We start from the raw sequence: 15,653 nt of genomic DNA on the forward strand, positions 1-15,653 counted from the left end.
CAGCCAACGCCGCACCAGCGGCACCGCGGCCACGCCGCCGAGCAGCGGCAGCCACGACTCCCCGAGCAGCGCGGCCACCGCGCCGCCCAGCAGGCACCACCACGCGTGCGCGGCCCCACCACCGAACCGGTCGCGTACGAGCGCGACGACTCCGGAGAGTCCGGTGAAGCCGGCGAGCCCTGGGGGCAGCCGGGGCCGGCTGAGTGGATCACGCTCGGCCGGCCGGGCCGCCCCGGCGAGCAGCAACCGCGCCCGCCGCCCCCCGTCATCCCGCCCGGCCAGCAGCCAGGCCGCCGCGCCGAGGCACACCATCGCCGCGTACACCGGTGCCGCGTCCATGCCCGGCACCGCTTGCCCGCCGACACCGCCGACACCGGTCACCGGGCCACCCCCTGGGATGCGAGCCCCGTCGCACAGCCGGACGGGCTCAGCCCGCCGGCGTGCCCGGCGGCCCGCCCGCACAGCCCCCACAGCTGCCGTGCGCCGCGCTCCGCCACGAACCCGCGCTCACCCCACACCACAGCCGGCACCGTCGTGACAAGTCCCTCGCGGTCCCTCGCCAGTACGTGGATCTCCGCGATCCGCCGCAGGCCCGAGCGGTCCCGCGCCAGGTGCACGAGCACGTCCAGCGCCGCCGCCAACTGGCTGTGCAGGGCGGCCCGGTCCAGTCCCGCCGTGGTCCCCAGCGCTTCAAGCCGGGCGGGGACGTCGGCGGCGGCGTTGGCGTGCAGCGTGCCGCAGCCGCCTTCGTGACCGGTGTTCAAGGCGGCCAGCAGATCGGTCACTTCAGCGCCCCGTACCTCGCCGACGACCAGCCTGTCGGGCCGCATCCGCAGCGCCTGCCGCACCAGGTCGTCCAGTCCCACCCGCCCGACGCCCTCCTGGTTGGCGGGCCGCGCCTCCAGCCGTACGACATGCGGGTGGTCGGGCCGCAGCTCGGCCGAGTCCTCGGCCAGCACGATTCGCTCCTCCGGCCCCACCAGCCCCAACAGGCTGCTGAGCAGCGTCGTCTTGCCCGAGCCGGTCCCACCGCTGACCAGGAACGAGAGCCTGGCGTCCAGCAGCGCCCGGAGCAGCCGCTCCCCGCCCGGCGGCACCGTGCCCGCCGCGACCAACTCCTCCAGCCGGAATGCCCGCGGGCGCACCACCCGCAGCGAGAGGCAGGTCGAGCCGACGGCCACCGGCGGCAGCACCGCGTGCAGCCGGGTGCCGTCCGGCAGCCGGGCGTCGACCCATGGCCTGGCGTCATCCAGCCGCCGGCCCGCCGAAGTCGCCAGCCGCTGCGCGAGCCGCCGTACGGACGCGGCGTCCGGGAAGCGCACATCGGTACGCTCCAGGCCTCGCCCCCGGTCGACCCACACCTCGTCGGGGCGAGTGACCAGCACGTCGGTGACATCAGGTTCGGCGAGCAGCGGCTCCAGCGGGCCCGTGCCCACCAACTGCGAGCGCAGCGCCTCCACCACGCCCAGCACGGCGCTGTCGCCGAGCAGCCGTCCCTGTGCGCGCAGCGCCGCCGCCACCCGGGCCGGTGTCGGCTCGGCACCCGTCTCCGCGAGCCTCCTGCGCACCGAGTCCAGCAGTGTCTCCTCCGGGACCGGTACCGGCACCGGTCCCGGCACCCGCCCGGTGCCCGTACCGGTCGTACGACTCATGCGCCCGCTCAGTCCGCGCCGTCCGTTCATACGGCCACACCTCCCCCGCTCACTCCGTCGCTCAGCGCCTGCGCCCAGAACTCCCTGCAGAAGGCGGCCAGCGCCCCGCTCGTCCGCGCACCCGGCGGCGCCCCGCGCTCCACGGCTTCCAGCAGTCCCGGCTCCCAGGGCAGTTCACCGGCGAGTGGCAGTCGCAGCAGTCGGGCGACCTCTTCCTCGTCCAGGCCGGGTCCGTATCCCCGCGCTCCGCCTGGGCCGCCGGGGGTGCGCACCACGGCCCGCAGATCGCGCAGCACCATCTGCGTACGCGACGCCACCCGGTGCGCGGCGGCCACCGCGCGAAGTTCAGCGGGCACCAGCAGCAGTCCGAGATCGGTCTGGGCCAGCGCCTCGGCGACGGTCTCGTCCACGCGCCGCGGCAGGTCGACGACGACCACGCCACCGCGTCGCCGCGCGGCGGCGAGCACGGACCTCATCGCGTCCGCGGGGATCAGCACGGAGTCCCCCCGGTCCCAGCTGAGCACGCTCAAGTCGTGCAGTCTCGGCAGTGATTCCGCGAGCGCACCGCCGCCGACCCGCCCCCGCGACTCCGCGAACGCCGGCCATCGCAGTCCCTCCGTCCGTTCTCCACCGAGCAGTACGTCCAGTCCGCCGCCGAGTGCGTCACCGTCGATGAGCATCGTGCGCCGGCCGGTCCGTGCCGCCGTGACGGCCAGCGCACAGGCGAGGGTCGAGGCTCCCGCCCCACCGCGTCCGCCCAGTACGCCGACGGTCAGGGCGGGCCGCCCGACGCACTCCGCCGCGTCGGCGATACGGCCCGCCAGCCAGGTCTCGGCGTCCGGCAGCACCACCACGCCTTCGGCCCCGATGCGGGCGCCGCGCTCCCACACCCCGGAGTCGTCCAGGTCCCGGCCGACCAGGAGCACACCCGCCCTGCGCAGCCCTCCGGGCGGTCCGCCGCCGGGCGCACCACCCAGTCCGGCCGCACCCGCGCAGTCGTCACCCACGAGTACGAGCGGAGCCTTCTCCCAGGCCGCCGCGCCGCTCCAGCCGGCCCAGCCCACCCGGCTCCCGGGACCGCCGTGCACGACTTCCGCCTCGGCCCCGGCCGCAGCACAGAGCCGCAGCAGGTCGTCGAGAAGTTCTTCGTCCTCGGTGACAATCAGAATGGTTTCGGCCACGATCCACTCCCCCTTCACGCTTCACAGCCGCACTTCCGCAAACACCTGCGGGAGCTGTCGGGAATCACTGTGCGGTGAACGCGAAAAGCTTGGTGATCATGCTCGAAAACTGTGGAGATCCCGCGAGTTGTGAATAACTCCGTCACTCTTCCCGGTGAGTTCCTGAGAGCAGCGAAACGATTACACTCAGTTACGGGTTTGATGGGTCAGGAGCGGCGGCCGCCGAGGGCCGTCCGAGGGGGACACAACGCCCGATGAACGAGCAAAAACCCCCTGGACATGCGACGACCCCCGCCGGGGGGGAGAGCGGGGGTCGTCCCCAGGGCCGACTCGGGGGGGGAGGAGTCGGGCCGGGTTAGCACGGTCGCGAACGATCCGTGACTTCCATGGTGTACCCGAGAGCCTTCTCAGGCAAACCCACGCACCGTAGCTTACGCCGAATGGTTGGCGCCTATGCTCTCCTTCGTGGAAAACCAAGCGATGCGCCGCACAGCCGCGTTCTTCGATCTGGACAAGACGGTCATTGCGAAGTCGAGCACGCTCACCTTCGGCAAGTCCTTCTACCAAGGTGGCCTGATCAATCGCCGTGCCGTACTCCGTACTGCCTACGCCCAGTTCGTTTATCTCCTCGGCGGAGCCGACCACGACCAGATGGAGCGGATGCGTGCTTTCCTCTCCGCGCTGTGCCGCGGCTGGAACGTCGAGCAGGTGAAGGAGATCGTGGCAGAGACCCTCCACGACCTCATCGACCCGATCATCTACGACGAGGCCGCCTCTCTCATCGAGGGGCACCACCTCGCGGGACGCGACGTCGTCATCGTCTCCACCTCCGGAGCCGAAGTGGTCGAGCCGATCGGCGAGTTGATCGGGGTGGACCGGGTCGTCGCCACCCGCATGGTCGTCGAGGACGGCTGCTACACCGGCGAGGTGGAGTACTACGCCTACGGCCCGGCCAAGGCCGAGGCGATCGCCGGGCTGGCCGAGGCGGAAGGATACGACCTCAGCCGCTGCTACGCCTACAGCGACTCCGTCACCGACATCCCCATGCTGGAATCGGTCGGGCATCCGTACGCGGTCAACCCGGACCGAGCGTTGCGCAAGGAAGCCGGCGCCCGCGACTGGCCGGTTCTCACCTTCTCCCGTCCGGTCCGGCTCAAGCAGCGGATGCCCACCTTCTCGATGCCCTCCCGGCCGGCACTCGCCCTCACCGCCGCCGCGGTGGGCGCGGCGGCGGCGACCGCGGGACTGGTCTGGTACACCAGCCATCGCCGCGCCCGCTTCGGACCCCTTTGACGGCAAAGGTAAAGATCAGTGGCAAGGGCTTCCGCTTCGGTGCCGCGCGCAGTACAAAGGAATCAACGGCCCGCGAGACCGGCGCCATCCGAAGGAGATGACGGTACGCACAAAGGCCCACGGACCGGATGCATGAATATTGGGCACCCACGCGACGCCGAGCCCGCGGATCGGGCAGGTCTCACCAGGTGACGGGCAAAGTCCCGACTTGATGGGCACTAAAGAGAGCACGCACTGGTAACCCGGTAGACATGCCAGCGGCGGCACCGACGAAGACGGTGCCGCCGCAATTGTGTGGAGCCTGGGTGAGACTCGCGCTCCCGCGGCTCTCGCGCAGCGAGGCGACTACGCCGCCCCGCGCTGCATCGCCTCGCACACCGCCGTCGTCTCGCGCGCGCCCAAGCCGATCGCCCGCCCACAGTGGCCGATCCACTCGGCCATGCCCTCCGGCGTCCCGGCCGCGTAACCGCCCAGCGCCCGCTCGTACGCGGCCCTCCCCAGCTCGGCGTGGCCGGCCTCGGCCGGGCAGATTGACTTCGGGTCCAGGCCGCTGCCCACCAGCACGACACGCTCGGCCGCACGCGCCACCAGACCGTTGTGCGAACCGAAGGGCCGCAGCGTGACGAGCTCCCCGTGCACCACCGACGCCAGCACCAGCGCCGGCGACTCGCTCCCGTTCACCACCAGCTGTGTCAGCCCGTCCAGCCGGGTCGCCACCTCGTCCGCCTCGGGCAAGTCCAGCCCGAGTCCGGGCCCGGTCACCGTCTCCCCGGCGAGCCGCGGCCGCCCCACCGTCTCGTCCGGCGTCGCACCCCCGGCCACCATCAGGTGCAGCCGGGCCAGGACCCGCAGGGGCGACTGCCGCCATACGTCGAGGAGCTGCCCCGCCTCGGCCGTCGCCCGGAGTGCGCCACCGACCGTGCGCGCCTCGCCCTCGACACCGAAGTCGGTGCGCCGCCGCAGCTCCTCCAGCGCCCAGTCGGCCCCCTCCAGGGCGGCTGAGCCACGCGCCCCGCGCAACGCCGCCTCCGCACTCACCTCGCTGCTGCGGCGGCGCATGATGCGGTGGCCGTAGATCTGGTCCACGGCTTTCCGTACGGAGTCCACGGCATCCTGAACGCCGGGCAGCGCCCCCAGGGGCGCCAGAGGATCAGCGGTGCTACTCATGCGTACGACCTTACGCGGGGGCCGTACGTCCAGCTGACGCCCCACGATCGAGTGGCTTTCGCCCGCTCCCCTCCTGCTCACACGGCTCGCGAACCTACGCTCTTGTTCATGAAAATCGCTTTCGTCGGCAAGGGCGGCAGCGGGAAGACGACTCTGTCCTCGCTGTTCATCCGCCACCTCGCCACCCGACGCGTCCCGGTGGTGGCCGTGGACGCCGACATCAACCAACACCTGGGCGCCGCACTGGGCCTGGCCGAAGCGGAGGCGGCCGCGCTGCCCGCCATGGGCGCACAGCTCCCCCTGATCAAGGACTATCTGCGCGGCACGAACCCCCGGCTCCGCTCCGCCGAGACGATGATCAAGACGACCCCGCCCGGCGCGGGTTCGCGGCTGCTGCGGATCACCGAGGACAATCCCGTCTACGACGCCTGTGCGCGTACGGTCTCCCTCGACGGCGGCGACGTGCGGCTGCTGGCCACCGGCCCCTTCAGCGATGCCGACCTCGGCGTCGCCTGCTATCACTCCAAGACCGGCGCGGTCGAACTCTGCCTGAACCATCTGGTCGACGGGCGCGAGGAGTTCATGGTGGTCGACATGACGGCGGGCAGCGATTCCTTCGCCTCCGGAATGTTCACCCGCTTCGACATGACGTTCCTGGTCGCGGAGCCCACCCGCAAGGGTGTCTCGGTCTACCGGCAGTACAAGGAGTACGCACGGGACTTCGGCGTTCCGCTGCGCGTGGTCGGCAACAAGGTGCAGGGCGCGGACGACGTCGACTTCCTGCGCGACGAGGTCGGTGACGACCTGCTGGTCACCTTCGGCCACTCGGACTGGGTGCGTGCCATGGAGAAGGGCAGCCCGCACCCGCTGACGGAGCTGGAAGAGGTCAACCGCAGTGCGCTGCACGCCCTTTGGGAGACCGCGGACGGAGCGTACGAGCGGCGCGACTGGGAGCGCTACACGCGGCAGATGGTGCACTTCCATCTGCGCAACGCGGAGAGCTGGGGGAACGAGAAGACGGGCACCGACCTGGCGGGCCAGGTCGACCCGACGTTCGTGCTGCACGAACAGGCGGCCGCGCAGCCTGTCTGAGCCGGCCTGCCGGCCTGCCTGTATGGACCGGCAGGCCGGCAGGACCGGCGGCGGATCAGCGGGACTTCGCGGCCTTCGCGGCCTTCGCCGTTGCCGGCGCTTTCGCCAGGTAGGACCGCCAGCCGCCGTTGGGCCGCTCACCGACGTCCAGCTTGCGGAATTTGGCGAGCACCTTGGGGTTCTGCGCGTCCAGCCAGTTGACCAGCTGCCGGAACGAGACGCAGCGGACCGCGGTCTTGCGGCAGACCGACTTCATGACGTCCTCGACGGCCTTCATGTAGACGCCGCCGTTCCACTCCTCGAAGTGGTTGCCGAGGATCAGGGGGGCGCGATTGCCCTTGTAGGCGCGCTTGAAGCCCTTCATCAGGCCCTTGCGCATCTGCTCCCCGTACGCCGCCCGCTTCGAGACCGGGCCGTGGACGGTTCCGGACTGGTTCGCCAGGAAGTTGTAGTCCATCGAGAGCGTCTCGAACTTTCGCCCCGGCATGGGGACCTCTTGCAGCGGCACGTCCCACAGCCCGCTCTTCTTCTTCGGCCAGACCTGGGTCCCGTTGCCGCTGGAGTCGTAGCGGAAACCCATCTCCCGTGCTGCCCGCAACAGGTTGGGCTGGCCCTCCAGACAGGGGCTACGGCCGCCGATCAGCTCCCTGTCGTAGTCGAAGGGGAGGGGATCGGCCTTGTCCCAGCCGGTGGTCGTCTTCCAGTGCTTCACGAACCACTTGGCCTGGCGGATCTCGCTCTTCCACTGCTCGGTCGACCAGCTGCCGACACCGTTCGGGCCACAGAAGTGCCCGTTGAAGTGGGTGCCTATCTCGTTGCCTTCGAGCCACGCCTTGCGCATCTGCCGCAGCGTCGCCCGTATGTTCCGGTTCTTGAGGTAGCCGATCGCCGAGGCGCCGACCGCGTGGCCGGGGGGCTTGTAGAGCTTCGCCGAATCCTCGGGCAGGGTGTAGACGCCGCTCAGAAAGAACGTTTGTGCAGCGCCGTACTTCTTCCCTGCCCTGCGGAAGTGCGAGAAGAGCTTCTTGCCGTCCTCGCCTGCGCCGTCCCAGGAGAAGACCACGAACTGCGGTGGCTTCTCGCCGGTGGCGAGCTTGGTGGAGGTGGGCTGGTTCGGCTGCCGGCCGGTCAGTGACGTCGAGCCGTCACCGATCACGCGGGCCTGCTGCTCGGGCTTCTCCTCGGGGGCGGACCCGCGGTTGTGGCGGGGGCCTCCCGTGGTGGTGCCGGAACAGCCACTCATGAGGGCGGTGAGTGCCATTCCCGCCGATATGCCTATGTACCACTGCCGAGTGGCTGCCATCGGTTCACCTCATTCTCGTCGCTGTCGCTGCGTAGCGGATCAACTCCGGTACGTGAATCCAACGTTGCAGATCATGGAATTCGGGCAAGTCGGACAAGCGGTTGAGGTGAGTTCTTCACTCCTTGGAAGGAACCGGTGTCTCGTTCGCCACGCGGCACTTCGAGAAGTCTTTGCCGTGCATTACGATTCGTTTACTCATTACAGAGCGTTTCTGTACGATTACTTACGGTGCGCATGACGTGATGGACCGGCCCGGGAGGCTCGCTCATGGAACACGGCCGCGGTCTGAATCAACTTCTCGGTGGGGTGCGGCACTTCCAGCAGGTCACCGCCCCGCTGGTACGGGAGGAGCTGGCGCGGCTGGCGAAGGAGGGGCAGCGGCCCACTCAGCTCTTCCTCACCTGCGCCGACTCCCGGCTGGTCACCAGCATGATCACCGCGAGCGGTCCGGGTGACCTGTTCACGGTGCGCAACATCGGCAATCTGGTGCCACCACCGGGCGAGGAGGTGCGGGACGAGTCCGTGGCGGCGGCCATCGAATACGCGGTGGATGTCCTGCGAGTCAGGTCCGTCACCGTATGCGGACACTCCGGATGCGGTGCCATGCAGGCGCTCCACACGGCGGGAACGGCCGGCGCGAAGACGTCCGGCGACACCCCGCTCGGCCGCTGGCTGCGGCACGGGCGGCCGAGCCTCGAGCGCGCGGCGGTCCGGCAGCGGGACTCGGGCGGAGGCACGGGTCCGGACACACACCCGGCAGCAGTCCCGGCGCCGCGGCTGGCCGGCCGGGAGACCGCGGACGACATCGAGGCGCTCTGCCTGCACAACGTGCTGCAGCAACTCGAGCATCTGCGGGCCCACGACTGCGTGGCGCGGCAGGTGCGCAGCGGCTCGCTGGAACTGCACGGCATGTACTTCGACCTGGCACGGGCACAGGCGTACGTCCTGGAGGCGGGCGCCGGCCCCGAAGAGGTGATCTTCGCGCCCGTACGCCCGGAGGCTCGCGAAGGACACCTTGCGCGGCGTTGACCGGACCACCGAAGGCGCACATCCCCCCAAAAGGTCTAAACCAATTTGATCGAGAACCCTTGTCACAGGGGCGCACCGGCTGATGAGCTAGGGAGCCAGGGCCGATGAACCGGACACAGCGGACACGCTGGGACCCCTGAGAGAGGGAGATGCCGTGAGCAACGAAAGCCTGGCCAACCTGCTCAAGGAAGAGCGGAGGTTCGCGCCGCCCGCCACGCTGGCCGCTGACGCCAACGTCACCTCGGCGGCGTACGAGCAGGCGAAGACCGACCGGCTGGGTTTCTGGGCCGAGCAGGCACGCCGCCTGAGCTGGGGCACCGAGCCGACCGAGACCCTCGACTGGTCGAACCCTCCGTTCGCGAAGTGGTTCAAGGACGGCAAGCTCAACGTCGCGTACAACTGCGTGGACCGGCACGTCGAGGCGGGCAACGGCGACCGGGTCGCACTGCACTTCGAGGGCGAGCCGGGCGACTCCCGCAGCCTCACCTACGCCGACCTGCAGCGCGAGGTCTGCAAGGCCGCCAACGCGCTGACGGAACTGGGAGTCCGGACCGGGGACCGGGTCGCCATCTACCTGCCGATGATCCCGGAGACCGCTGTCGCGATGCTCGCGTGCGCCCGCATCGGCGCCCCGCACTCCGTGGTCTTCGGCGGTTTCTCGGCCGACGCGCTGGCCACCCGGATCGAGGATGCCGACGCCCGCGTCGTCATCACCGCCGACGGCGGCCACCGCAAGGGCAAGCCCACCGCGCTCAAGCCCGCCGTCGACGAGGCGCTGACCAGGCCCGGCACCGAGAACGTGCGCAGCGTGCTGGTGGTCAGGCGGACCGGTCAGGACGACATCGACTGGACCGAAGGCCGCGACGTGTGGTGGCACGACGTGGTCGACCGGCAGAGCGACCAGCACACCCCGGAGAACTTCGACGCCGAGCACCCGCTCTTCATCCTCTACACCTCCGGCACCACCGGTAAGCCCAAGGGCATCCTGCACACCAGTGGCGGCTATCTGACCCAGGTCGCCTACACCCACCACGCCGTCTTCGACCTCAAGCCGGAGACGGACGTCTTCTGGTGCACCGCCGACGTCGGCTGGGTCACCGGCCACTCCTACATCGTCTACGGGCCGCTCGCGAACGGCGCCACCGAGGTGATGTACGAGGGCACACCGGACAGCCCGCACAAGGGCCGCTGGTGGGAGATCGTGCAGAAGTACGGCGTCACCCTCCTCTACACCGCCCCGACCGCGATCCGCGCCTGCATGAAGTGGGGCGACGACATCCCGGCGAAGTTCGACCTGTCCTCGCTGCGCGTCCTGGGGTCGGTCGGCGAACCGATCAACCCGGAGGCGTGGGTCTGGTACCGGCACCACATCGGCGGCGACCGTACGCCCGTGGTGGACACCTGGTGGCAGACCGAGACCGGCGGCGTGATGATCAGCCCGCTGCCCGGCGTCACCGAGACCAAGCCCGGCTCGGCCCAGCGTCCGCTGCCCGGCATCTCCGCCACCGTCGTGGACGACCAGGCCGCCGAGGTGCCCGACGGCGGGGGCGGCTACCTGGTGCTTACCGAACCGTGGCCGTCGATGCTGCGCACCATCTGGGGCGACGACAAGCGGTTCCTGGACACCTACTGGTCGCGCTTCGAGGGCAAGTACTTCGCCGGCGACGGTGCCAAGAAGGATGACGACGGCGACATCTGGCTGCTGGGCCGGGTCGACGACGTGATGCTCGTGTCGGGGCACAACATCTCCACCACCGAGGTCGAGTCGGCGCTCGTCTCGCACCCGAAGGTCGCCGAGGCGGCGGTCGTCGGCGCCACCGACCCGCAGACCACGCAGGCAATCTGCGCCTTCGTCATCCTGCGCGGCACCGCCGCCGAGGACGAGGGTCTGGTGGAGGAGCTCCGCGGGCACGTGTCCAAGCAGCTCGGCGCGATCGCCAAGCCCAAGCGGATCATGCCGGTCGCGGAGCTGCCCAAGACCCGCTCCGGGAAGATCATGCGGCGGCTGCTGCGCGACGTGGCCGAAAACCGCGCACTCGGCGATGTGAGCACGCTGACCGACTCCTCCGTCATGGCACTGATCCAGGACAAGCTGCCGGGCGCGGCGAGCGAGGAGTGAGAGAGCGCTGCTGAGCGATTCCGAGCACGGCTGAGTACGGGCGGGAGGGGCATCCGGTGTCGGCCGGGTGCCCCTCCCGCGCTGTTGCCCACGGCGGCGCGCGGCAGCCGTACGCTTCGTCAACACAGGCACACGTCCCGCACGATGGTCCGGCATGATCTGACCGACGAGCAGGCCCGCCACACAGGAGAGGGAGTCAGACACATGAGTTCTGCCGACGACGGCCGCAGCCTCGGCCAGTTGGTCGCCTCGGCCACCGCCGAGATGTCCGGCCTGGTCCACGACGAGATCGCGCTGGCCAAGGCGGAGATCCGGCAGGACGTGAAGCGCGGCATCGTGGGCGGCGGCTCCGCCACGGTCGCCGGCGTGCTGCTGCTCTTCTCGCTGCCGGTGCTGAGCTTCGCCGCGGCGTACGGCATCCACAACCTGGGACTCGGCCTGGCCTGGTCGTTCCTGATCGTGGGCGGCGCGTTCATCGTGCTGGCGCTGATCCTGCTGCTGCTGGCGATGCGGAAGTTCAAGCGGATCAAGCCGCCGGAGAAGTCGATCGCCTCCGCCAAGGCGACGGCTTCCGTGCTCTCCCGCGCCAAGCCGCACCCGCGCCCCGCGGTCGAGCGCAAGCCGGACCTGCGGGGTCTCGAAGGGCCGCCGCCCGTGCGGGCCGCCGGGGAGGACCGCGAGCGGCGCTCGGCGGGCGTCTGAGCGCGTCCGAGCGGCGCCTGCGGGCGGCCTGAGGCCACCCGGAAGGGGCGTGCGGGTGTGGGCCCGCGCGCTGGGGTGGGGCCACCGGAAGTGTGACAGGCTCGCCGTATGACCCACCCCGCAGGCTCCGCGAACGTGATCCGCCCAGAAGGCCCCTGGACGCACCGGGACGTGGCCGCGAACGGAGCACGTTTCCACATCGCGGAGATGGGTGACGGGCCGCTCGTACTGCTGCTGCACGGCTTCCCGCAGTACTGGTGGGCGTGGCGGCACCAGTTGACCGCCCTCGCGGACGCGGGCTACCGCGCGGTGGCGATGGACCTGCGCGGCGTGGGCGGCAGCGACCGTACGCCACGCGGCTACGACCCGGCCAACCTCGCCCTCGACGTCACCGGCGTCATCCGCTCCCTCGGCGAGCCGGACGCGGCGCTGGTCGGGCACGACCTGGGCGGCTACCTGGCCTGGACGGCGGCGGTGATGCGGCCGAAGCTGATCCGGCGCCTCGCCGTCTCCTCGATGCCGCATCCGCGGCGCTGGCGGGCCGCGATGCTGGGCGATGTCCGGCAGACGGCGGCCGGCTCCTACATCTGGGGATTCCAGCGGCCGTGGGTGCCGGAGCGTCGGCTCGTCGCGAACGACGGGGAGTTGGTGGGGCGGCTCGTACGGGAGTGGGCCGGCCCCCGGCTGTCGGAACAGCCCGACCAGCCTGACCAGCCCGGCCGGCCCGAACAGTCGGACATGGCGGAAGCGGTCGAGAACTACCGGCGGGCGATGTGCGTACCGTCGACGGCGCACTGCTCGATCGAGCCCTACCGGTGGCTGGTGCGGTCGATGGCGCGGCCCGACGGCATCCAGTTCAACCGGCGCATGAAGCGCCCGGTGCGGGTGCCCACGCTGCAACTGCACGGCTCCCTGGACCCGGTGCTGCGGACCCGGAGTTCGGCCGGGTCGGGGAAGTACGTCGAAGCTCCGTACCGCTGGCGGCTGTTCGACGGGCTCGGGCACTGGCCGCACGAGGAGGACCCCGCTGCCTTCTCCGCCGAACTCATCGGCTGGCTCAAGGACCCCGAGCCCGACCGCTGACCGGCGCCGCGTCAACACGTGCCACGCGCATAACCATTTGATGGCCCGTCAGACGATTACTGACCTTGAGCCGGGGGCAGAGTGCGCGGTATGGGCTTGACGCACGACTTCCGTGGCGTGGCAGGTATCCGCAACCGCAACCGCAGGGCACAGAGGAGAGTGGTCGCTGTGCAGCGCATGGGCCGCTACCGTCCTGACCGGTTCGGGATGCTCACCGAGCCGGGGATTCCGCACTTGCTCAGGCGCCGCGCGCGCTGGTTCGGCGCGCGGCTGCGGCACCCACGCGGCTGACTTCGGATCAGCTCGCGCCGGATCAGCTCGCGCAGCCCTGGCTGTCGGCCTGGCCCGTGGCGCTGCGGCCACGCCGAACGTCCCCGCGCACCTCGTCCGCGGTCAGCGCGTAGCCGGTGCGCGAGCTCTCCAGCGACTTCGCGAAGACGACGCCGGAGACCCGTCCGTCGGGGGTGAGCAGCGGGCCGCCGGAGTTGCCCTGGCGGATGGTGGTGTAGAGCGAGTAGACGTCGCGGCGCACCGTGTCGCGGCGGTAGATGTCCGGGCCGTTGGCCTGGATACGGCCACGCAGGCGCGCGGGACGGACGTCGTACGAGCCGTTCTCCGGGAAGCCGGCCACGATGGCGCTGTCGCCTCGAGTGGCGTCCGTGGACGCGAACTTCAGTGCCGGAGCCTGGAGGCCGGGGACGTCGAGGACGGCGATGTCGCGCCGCCAGTCATAGAGAACGACCTTGGCGGGGTGGGGCCGGCCCACGCCGCCGATCTGCACGGTCGGTTCGTCGACGCCGCCGACCACGTGGGCGTTCGTCATCACGCGGTGCCGGCCGAAGACGAAGCCCGTACCCTCCAGCAACTTGCCGCACTCGGGGGCGGTGCCGACGACCTTGACGATGCTGCGCTTGGCCTCGGTGGCGACCCGGCTCTTCGCCAGCTTCGGGTCCGGGGCGGGAACGGAGGTGATCGGTTCGTTGGAGAACGGCGAGAAGACCTGCGGCAGGCCGTTCTGCGCGAGCACCGAGGAGAACTCGTTGAACAAGCCGTCCGCCTGCTGCGGCATCACCCGCGAAACACCCAGCAGGACACGGGAGTCGCGCACCTCCTTGCCGAGCGTGGGCAGCGACGTACCGGCCACGGCCGAGCCGATGATCCACGCGACCAGCAGCATCGCCAGGACGTTGACCAGCGCGCCGCCCGTCGCGTCGAGGGCGCGCGCGGGCGACCAGGTGATGTGCTGCCGCAGCTTGTTGCCGAGGTGGGTGGTGAACGCCTGGCCGACGGACGCGCAGACGATGACGACCACCACCGCCCCCACGACGCCGAGGGTGCCGGGCGGGGTGCCGTCCGTCAGCGCGTTCCACAGCGGGGGGAGCACCAGGAGGGCGGCGAGACCGCCGCCGAGAAAGCCGGCCACCGACAGGATTCCGACGACGAAGCCCTGGCGGTAGCCGACCAGGGCGAACCAGACGGCGGCGAGCACGAGCAGAATGTCCAGGGCGTTCACGGGAGCCACCGTCTCATGCGGATGCCAAAGGCCGGACGTGGCGGTCGGATCATGCGTGCCAGTCGAGCGGCAACCGCCGGTCGCGGTCCCAGGGCCGCTCCCAGCCCGCGTAATGCACGATCCGGTCGATCACCCCGGCCGTGAAGCCCCACACCAGCGCGGACCCCACGCAGAAGGCCGGGCCGGTGTATCCCGAGGGGTGCGCGGCCATCGCGCGGTTGGCCGGGTCGGTCAGCTCGGCCACCGGGACGGTGAAGACCCGGGCCGTCTCCCCGGGGTCCACCGGCGATACGGGCGTGGGACGGCGCCACCAGCCGAGCACCGGCGTGACGACGAACCCGCTCACCGGGATGTAGAGCGCGGGCAGCGTGGCGAAGATCTGTACGCCGGACGGGTCGAGCCCGGTCTCCTCCTCGGCCTCGCGCAGCGCCGCCCGCAGCGGCCCGTCGCCCGCCGGGTCGCCGTCCTCGGGGTCGAGGGCGCCGCCCGGGAAAGAGGGCTGGCCCGCGTGCGAGCGGAGGCTGGAGGCCCGTTCCATCAGCAGCAGCTCGGGGCCGTGCTCTCCCGCGCCGAAGAGCACGAGCACGGCCGAGGGCCGTCCCCCGCCGTCGTCGGGCGGCAGGAACCGGCTGAGCTGCCGTGGCTCGACGGTGCCGGCGACGTGCAGCACGGGAGTCAGCCAGTCGGGCAGACCGCTGTCGCTGACCTCGACGGAACGGCCGTCGAGCGACCCGTCACGAGCCGGGGGGCGGCCCGAACCGCTCACTGGGCGGCCCCGTCGGCGCCCAAGGGTGGCGCGGGGCTGCCGGGGTAGTCCGGCGGGGGCTTGAGGCGCTGGCCGGGTTTGCCGCCCATCTCGTACTTCAGCAGCTTCTTCGCCTTCTCCGGGTCGAGCTCGCCCTCACCGTAGGACGGGCACAGCTCCGCGATGGGGCAGGCGCCGCAGGCGGGCTTGCGGGAGTGGCAGACGCGGCGGCCGTGGAAGATCGTGCGGTGCGAGAACATCGTCCACTCGCTCTTCGGGATGAGCTCCGCGATCTCCGCCTCGACCTTGTCCGCGTCGGTCTGCTCGGTGAGCTTCCAGCGCCGCACGAGACGGCCGAAGTGGGTGTCGACGGTGAGCCCGGGCACCCCGAACGCGTTGCCGAGCACGACGAAGGCGGTCTTACGGCCCACACCGGGCAGCGAGACCAGGTCCGCTATCCGGCCGGGCACCTCTCCGTCGAACCTGTCGCGCAGAGCGGCGGAGATGCCGAGCACGGACTTGGTCTTGGCGCGGAAGAAGCCGGTGGGGCGCAGCAGCTCCTCCATCTTCTCCGGGTCGGCCGCCGCCATGTCCTCGGGCGTGGGGTAGGCGGCGAAGAGTGCGGGCGTCGTCTGGTTGACCCGCAGGTCCGTGGTCTGGGCGGAGAGCACGGTGGCGATCAGGAGCTGGAAGGGGTTCTCGAAGTCGAGCTCGGGATGCGCGTAGTAGTAGACCTCGCTCAGCTCGCGGTTGATGCGGCGGGCACGGCGGACC

General features: G+C 70.8%; 13 protein-coding genes and 2 pseudogenes. 7 read left to right on the forward strand and 8 right to left on the reverse strand.

What is annotated here, in order from left to right; all coding sequences use genetic code 11:
• The 3 genes and pseudogenes from ACRDP3_RS08615 to ssd form a co-directional block, all read right to left on the reverse strand.
• A pseudogene (locus ACRDP3_RS08615) lies at positions 1 to 381 on the reverse strand (hypothetical protein); the annotation flags it as partial.
• Positions 378 to 1,652: a TadA family conjugal transfer-associated ATPase gene (locus ACRDP3_RS08620; RefSeq protein ID WP_431516262.1), complete on the reverse strand. Its 1,275-nt coding sequence runs from the start codon at positions 1,650 to 1,652 to the stop codon at positions 378 to 380. The gene ACRDP3_RS08620 and the pseudogene ACRDP3_RS08615, both read right to left, overlap by 4 nt.
• 26 nt (positions 1,653 to 1,678) lie before the next feature.
• Positions 1,679 to 2,833, reverse strand: a complete 1,155-nt coding sequence (gene ssd / locus ACRDP3_RS08625; protein ID WP_431516263.1) for a septum site-determining protein Ssd — start codon at positions 2,831 to 2,833, stop codon at positions 1,679 to 1,681.
• A 453-nt stretch (positions 2,834 to 3,286) separates the two neighbouring features.
• Here ssd and ACRDP3_RS08630 point away from each other — a divergent pair, with 453 nt between their 5' ends.
• Positions 3,287 to 4,126, forward strand: a complete 840-nt coding sequence (locus ACRDP3_RS08630) for an HAD family hydrolase (RefSeq protein WP_431516264.1) — start codon at positions 3,287 to 3,289, stop codon at positions 4,124 to 4,126.
• Between the two features lie 345 nt (positions 4,127 to 4,471).
• On the opposite strand, the gene ACRDP3_RS08635 is transcribed toward ACRDP3_RS08630, so the two are convergent.
• A complete protein-coding gene (locus ACRDP3_RS08635) occupies positions 4,472 to 5,293 on the reverse strand; it encodes an oxidoreductase (protein ID WP_431516265.1) in 822 nt (273 codons plus the stop codon).
• A gap of 108 nt (positions 5,294 to 5,401) precedes the next feature.
• Between ACRDP3_RS08635 and ACRDP3_RS08640 the strand changes: the two genes are divergently transcribed.
• Positions 5,402 to 6,385 carry an ATP-binding protein gene (locus tag ACRDP3_RS08640; RefSeq protein ID WP_431516266.1) on the forward strand — a complete coding sequence of 328 codons (984 nt, stop codon included), beginning with the start codon at positions 5,402 to 5,404 and terminating at the stop codon, positions 6,383 to 6,385.
• A 55-nt stretch (positions 6,386 to 6,440) separates the two neighbouring features.
• Here ACRDP3_RS08640 and ACRDP3_RS08645 read toward each other — a convergent pair whose 3' ends face one another.
• On the reverse strand, positions 6,441 to 7,688 hold the full coding sequence (locus ACRDP3_RS08645; protein WP_431516267.1) for a hypothetical protein: 1,248 nt from the start codon (positions 7,686 to 7,688) through the stop codon (positions 6,441 to 6,443).
• 288 nt (positions 7,689 to 7,976) lie between these two features.
• Here ACRDP3_RS08645 and ACRDP3_RS08650 point away from each other — a divergent pair.
• From ACRDP3_RS08650 to ACRDP3_RS08670, 5 genes and pseudogenes are all read left to right on the forward strand, one after another.
• Positions 7,977 to 8,717, forward strand: a pseudogene (locus tag ACRDP3_RS08650) (carbonic anhydrase); the annotation flags it as partial.
• A gap of 154 nt (positions 8,718 to 8,871) precedes the next feature.
• Complete coding sequence (gene acs, locus ACRDP3_RS08655; protein ID WP_431516268.1) at positions 8,872 to 10,836, forward strand: acetate--CoA ligase; 1,965 nt, start codon at positions 8,872 to 8,874, stop codon at positions 10,834 to 10,836.
• A 204-nt stretch (positions 10,837 to 11,040) separates the two neighbouring features.
• The gene (locus ACRDP3_RS08660; protein ID WP_431516269.1) at positions 11,041 to 11,538 is read left to right on the forward strand and encodes a phage holin family protein; all 498 of its coding nucleotides are present in this window, start codon (positions 11,041 to 11,043) and stop codon (positions 11,536 to 11,538) included.
• Between the two features lie 108 nt (positions 11,539 to 11,646).
• Positions 11,647 to 12,621 carry an alpha/beta fold hydrolase gene (locus ACRDP3_RS08665; protein WP_431516270.1) on the forward strand — a complete coding sequence of 325 codons (975 nt, stop codon included), beginning with the start codon at positions 11,647 to 11,649 and terminating at the stop codon, positions 12,619 to 12,621.
• Between the two features lie 90 nt (positions 12,622 to 12,711).
• Positions 12,712 to 12,912 (forward strand): hypothetical protein, encoded by a 201-nt coding sequence (locus tag ACRDP3_RS08670; RefSeq protein WP_431516271.1) that lies wholly within the window; start codon positions 12,712 to 12,714, stop codon positions 12,910 to 12,912.
• Positions 12,913 to 12,934: 22 nt separating this feature from the next.
• Here ACRDP3_RS08670 and ACRDP3_RS08675 read toward each other — a convergent pair whose 3' ends face one another.
• The 3 genes from ACRDP3_RS08675 to nth form a co-directional block, all read right to left on the reverse strand.
• Entirely contained in the window at positions 12,935 to 14,134 is a 1,200-nt protein-coding gene (locus tag ACRDP3_RS08675; protein WP_431516272.1) for a MarP family serine protease, read from the reverse strand.
• A gap of 49 nt (positions 14,135 to 14,183) precedes the next feature.
• Entirely contained in the window at positions 14,184 to 14,900 is a 717-nt protein-coding gene (locus ACRDP3_RS08680) for an NUDIX hydrolase (protein WP_431516273.1), read from the reverse strand.
• The coding region (gene nth / locus ACRDP3_RS08685; protein WP_431516274.1) for an endonuclease III at positions 14,897 to 15,653 on the reverse strand (757 nt) is incomplete at its 5' end. The genes ACRDP3_RS08680 and nth, both read right to left, overlap by 4 nt.

Origin of the sequence: Streptomyces sp. (genome assembly GCF_050698815.1) — a bacterium.
Lineage (GTDB): Bacteria > Actinomycetota > Actinomycetes > Streptomycetales > Streptomycetaceae > Streptomyces.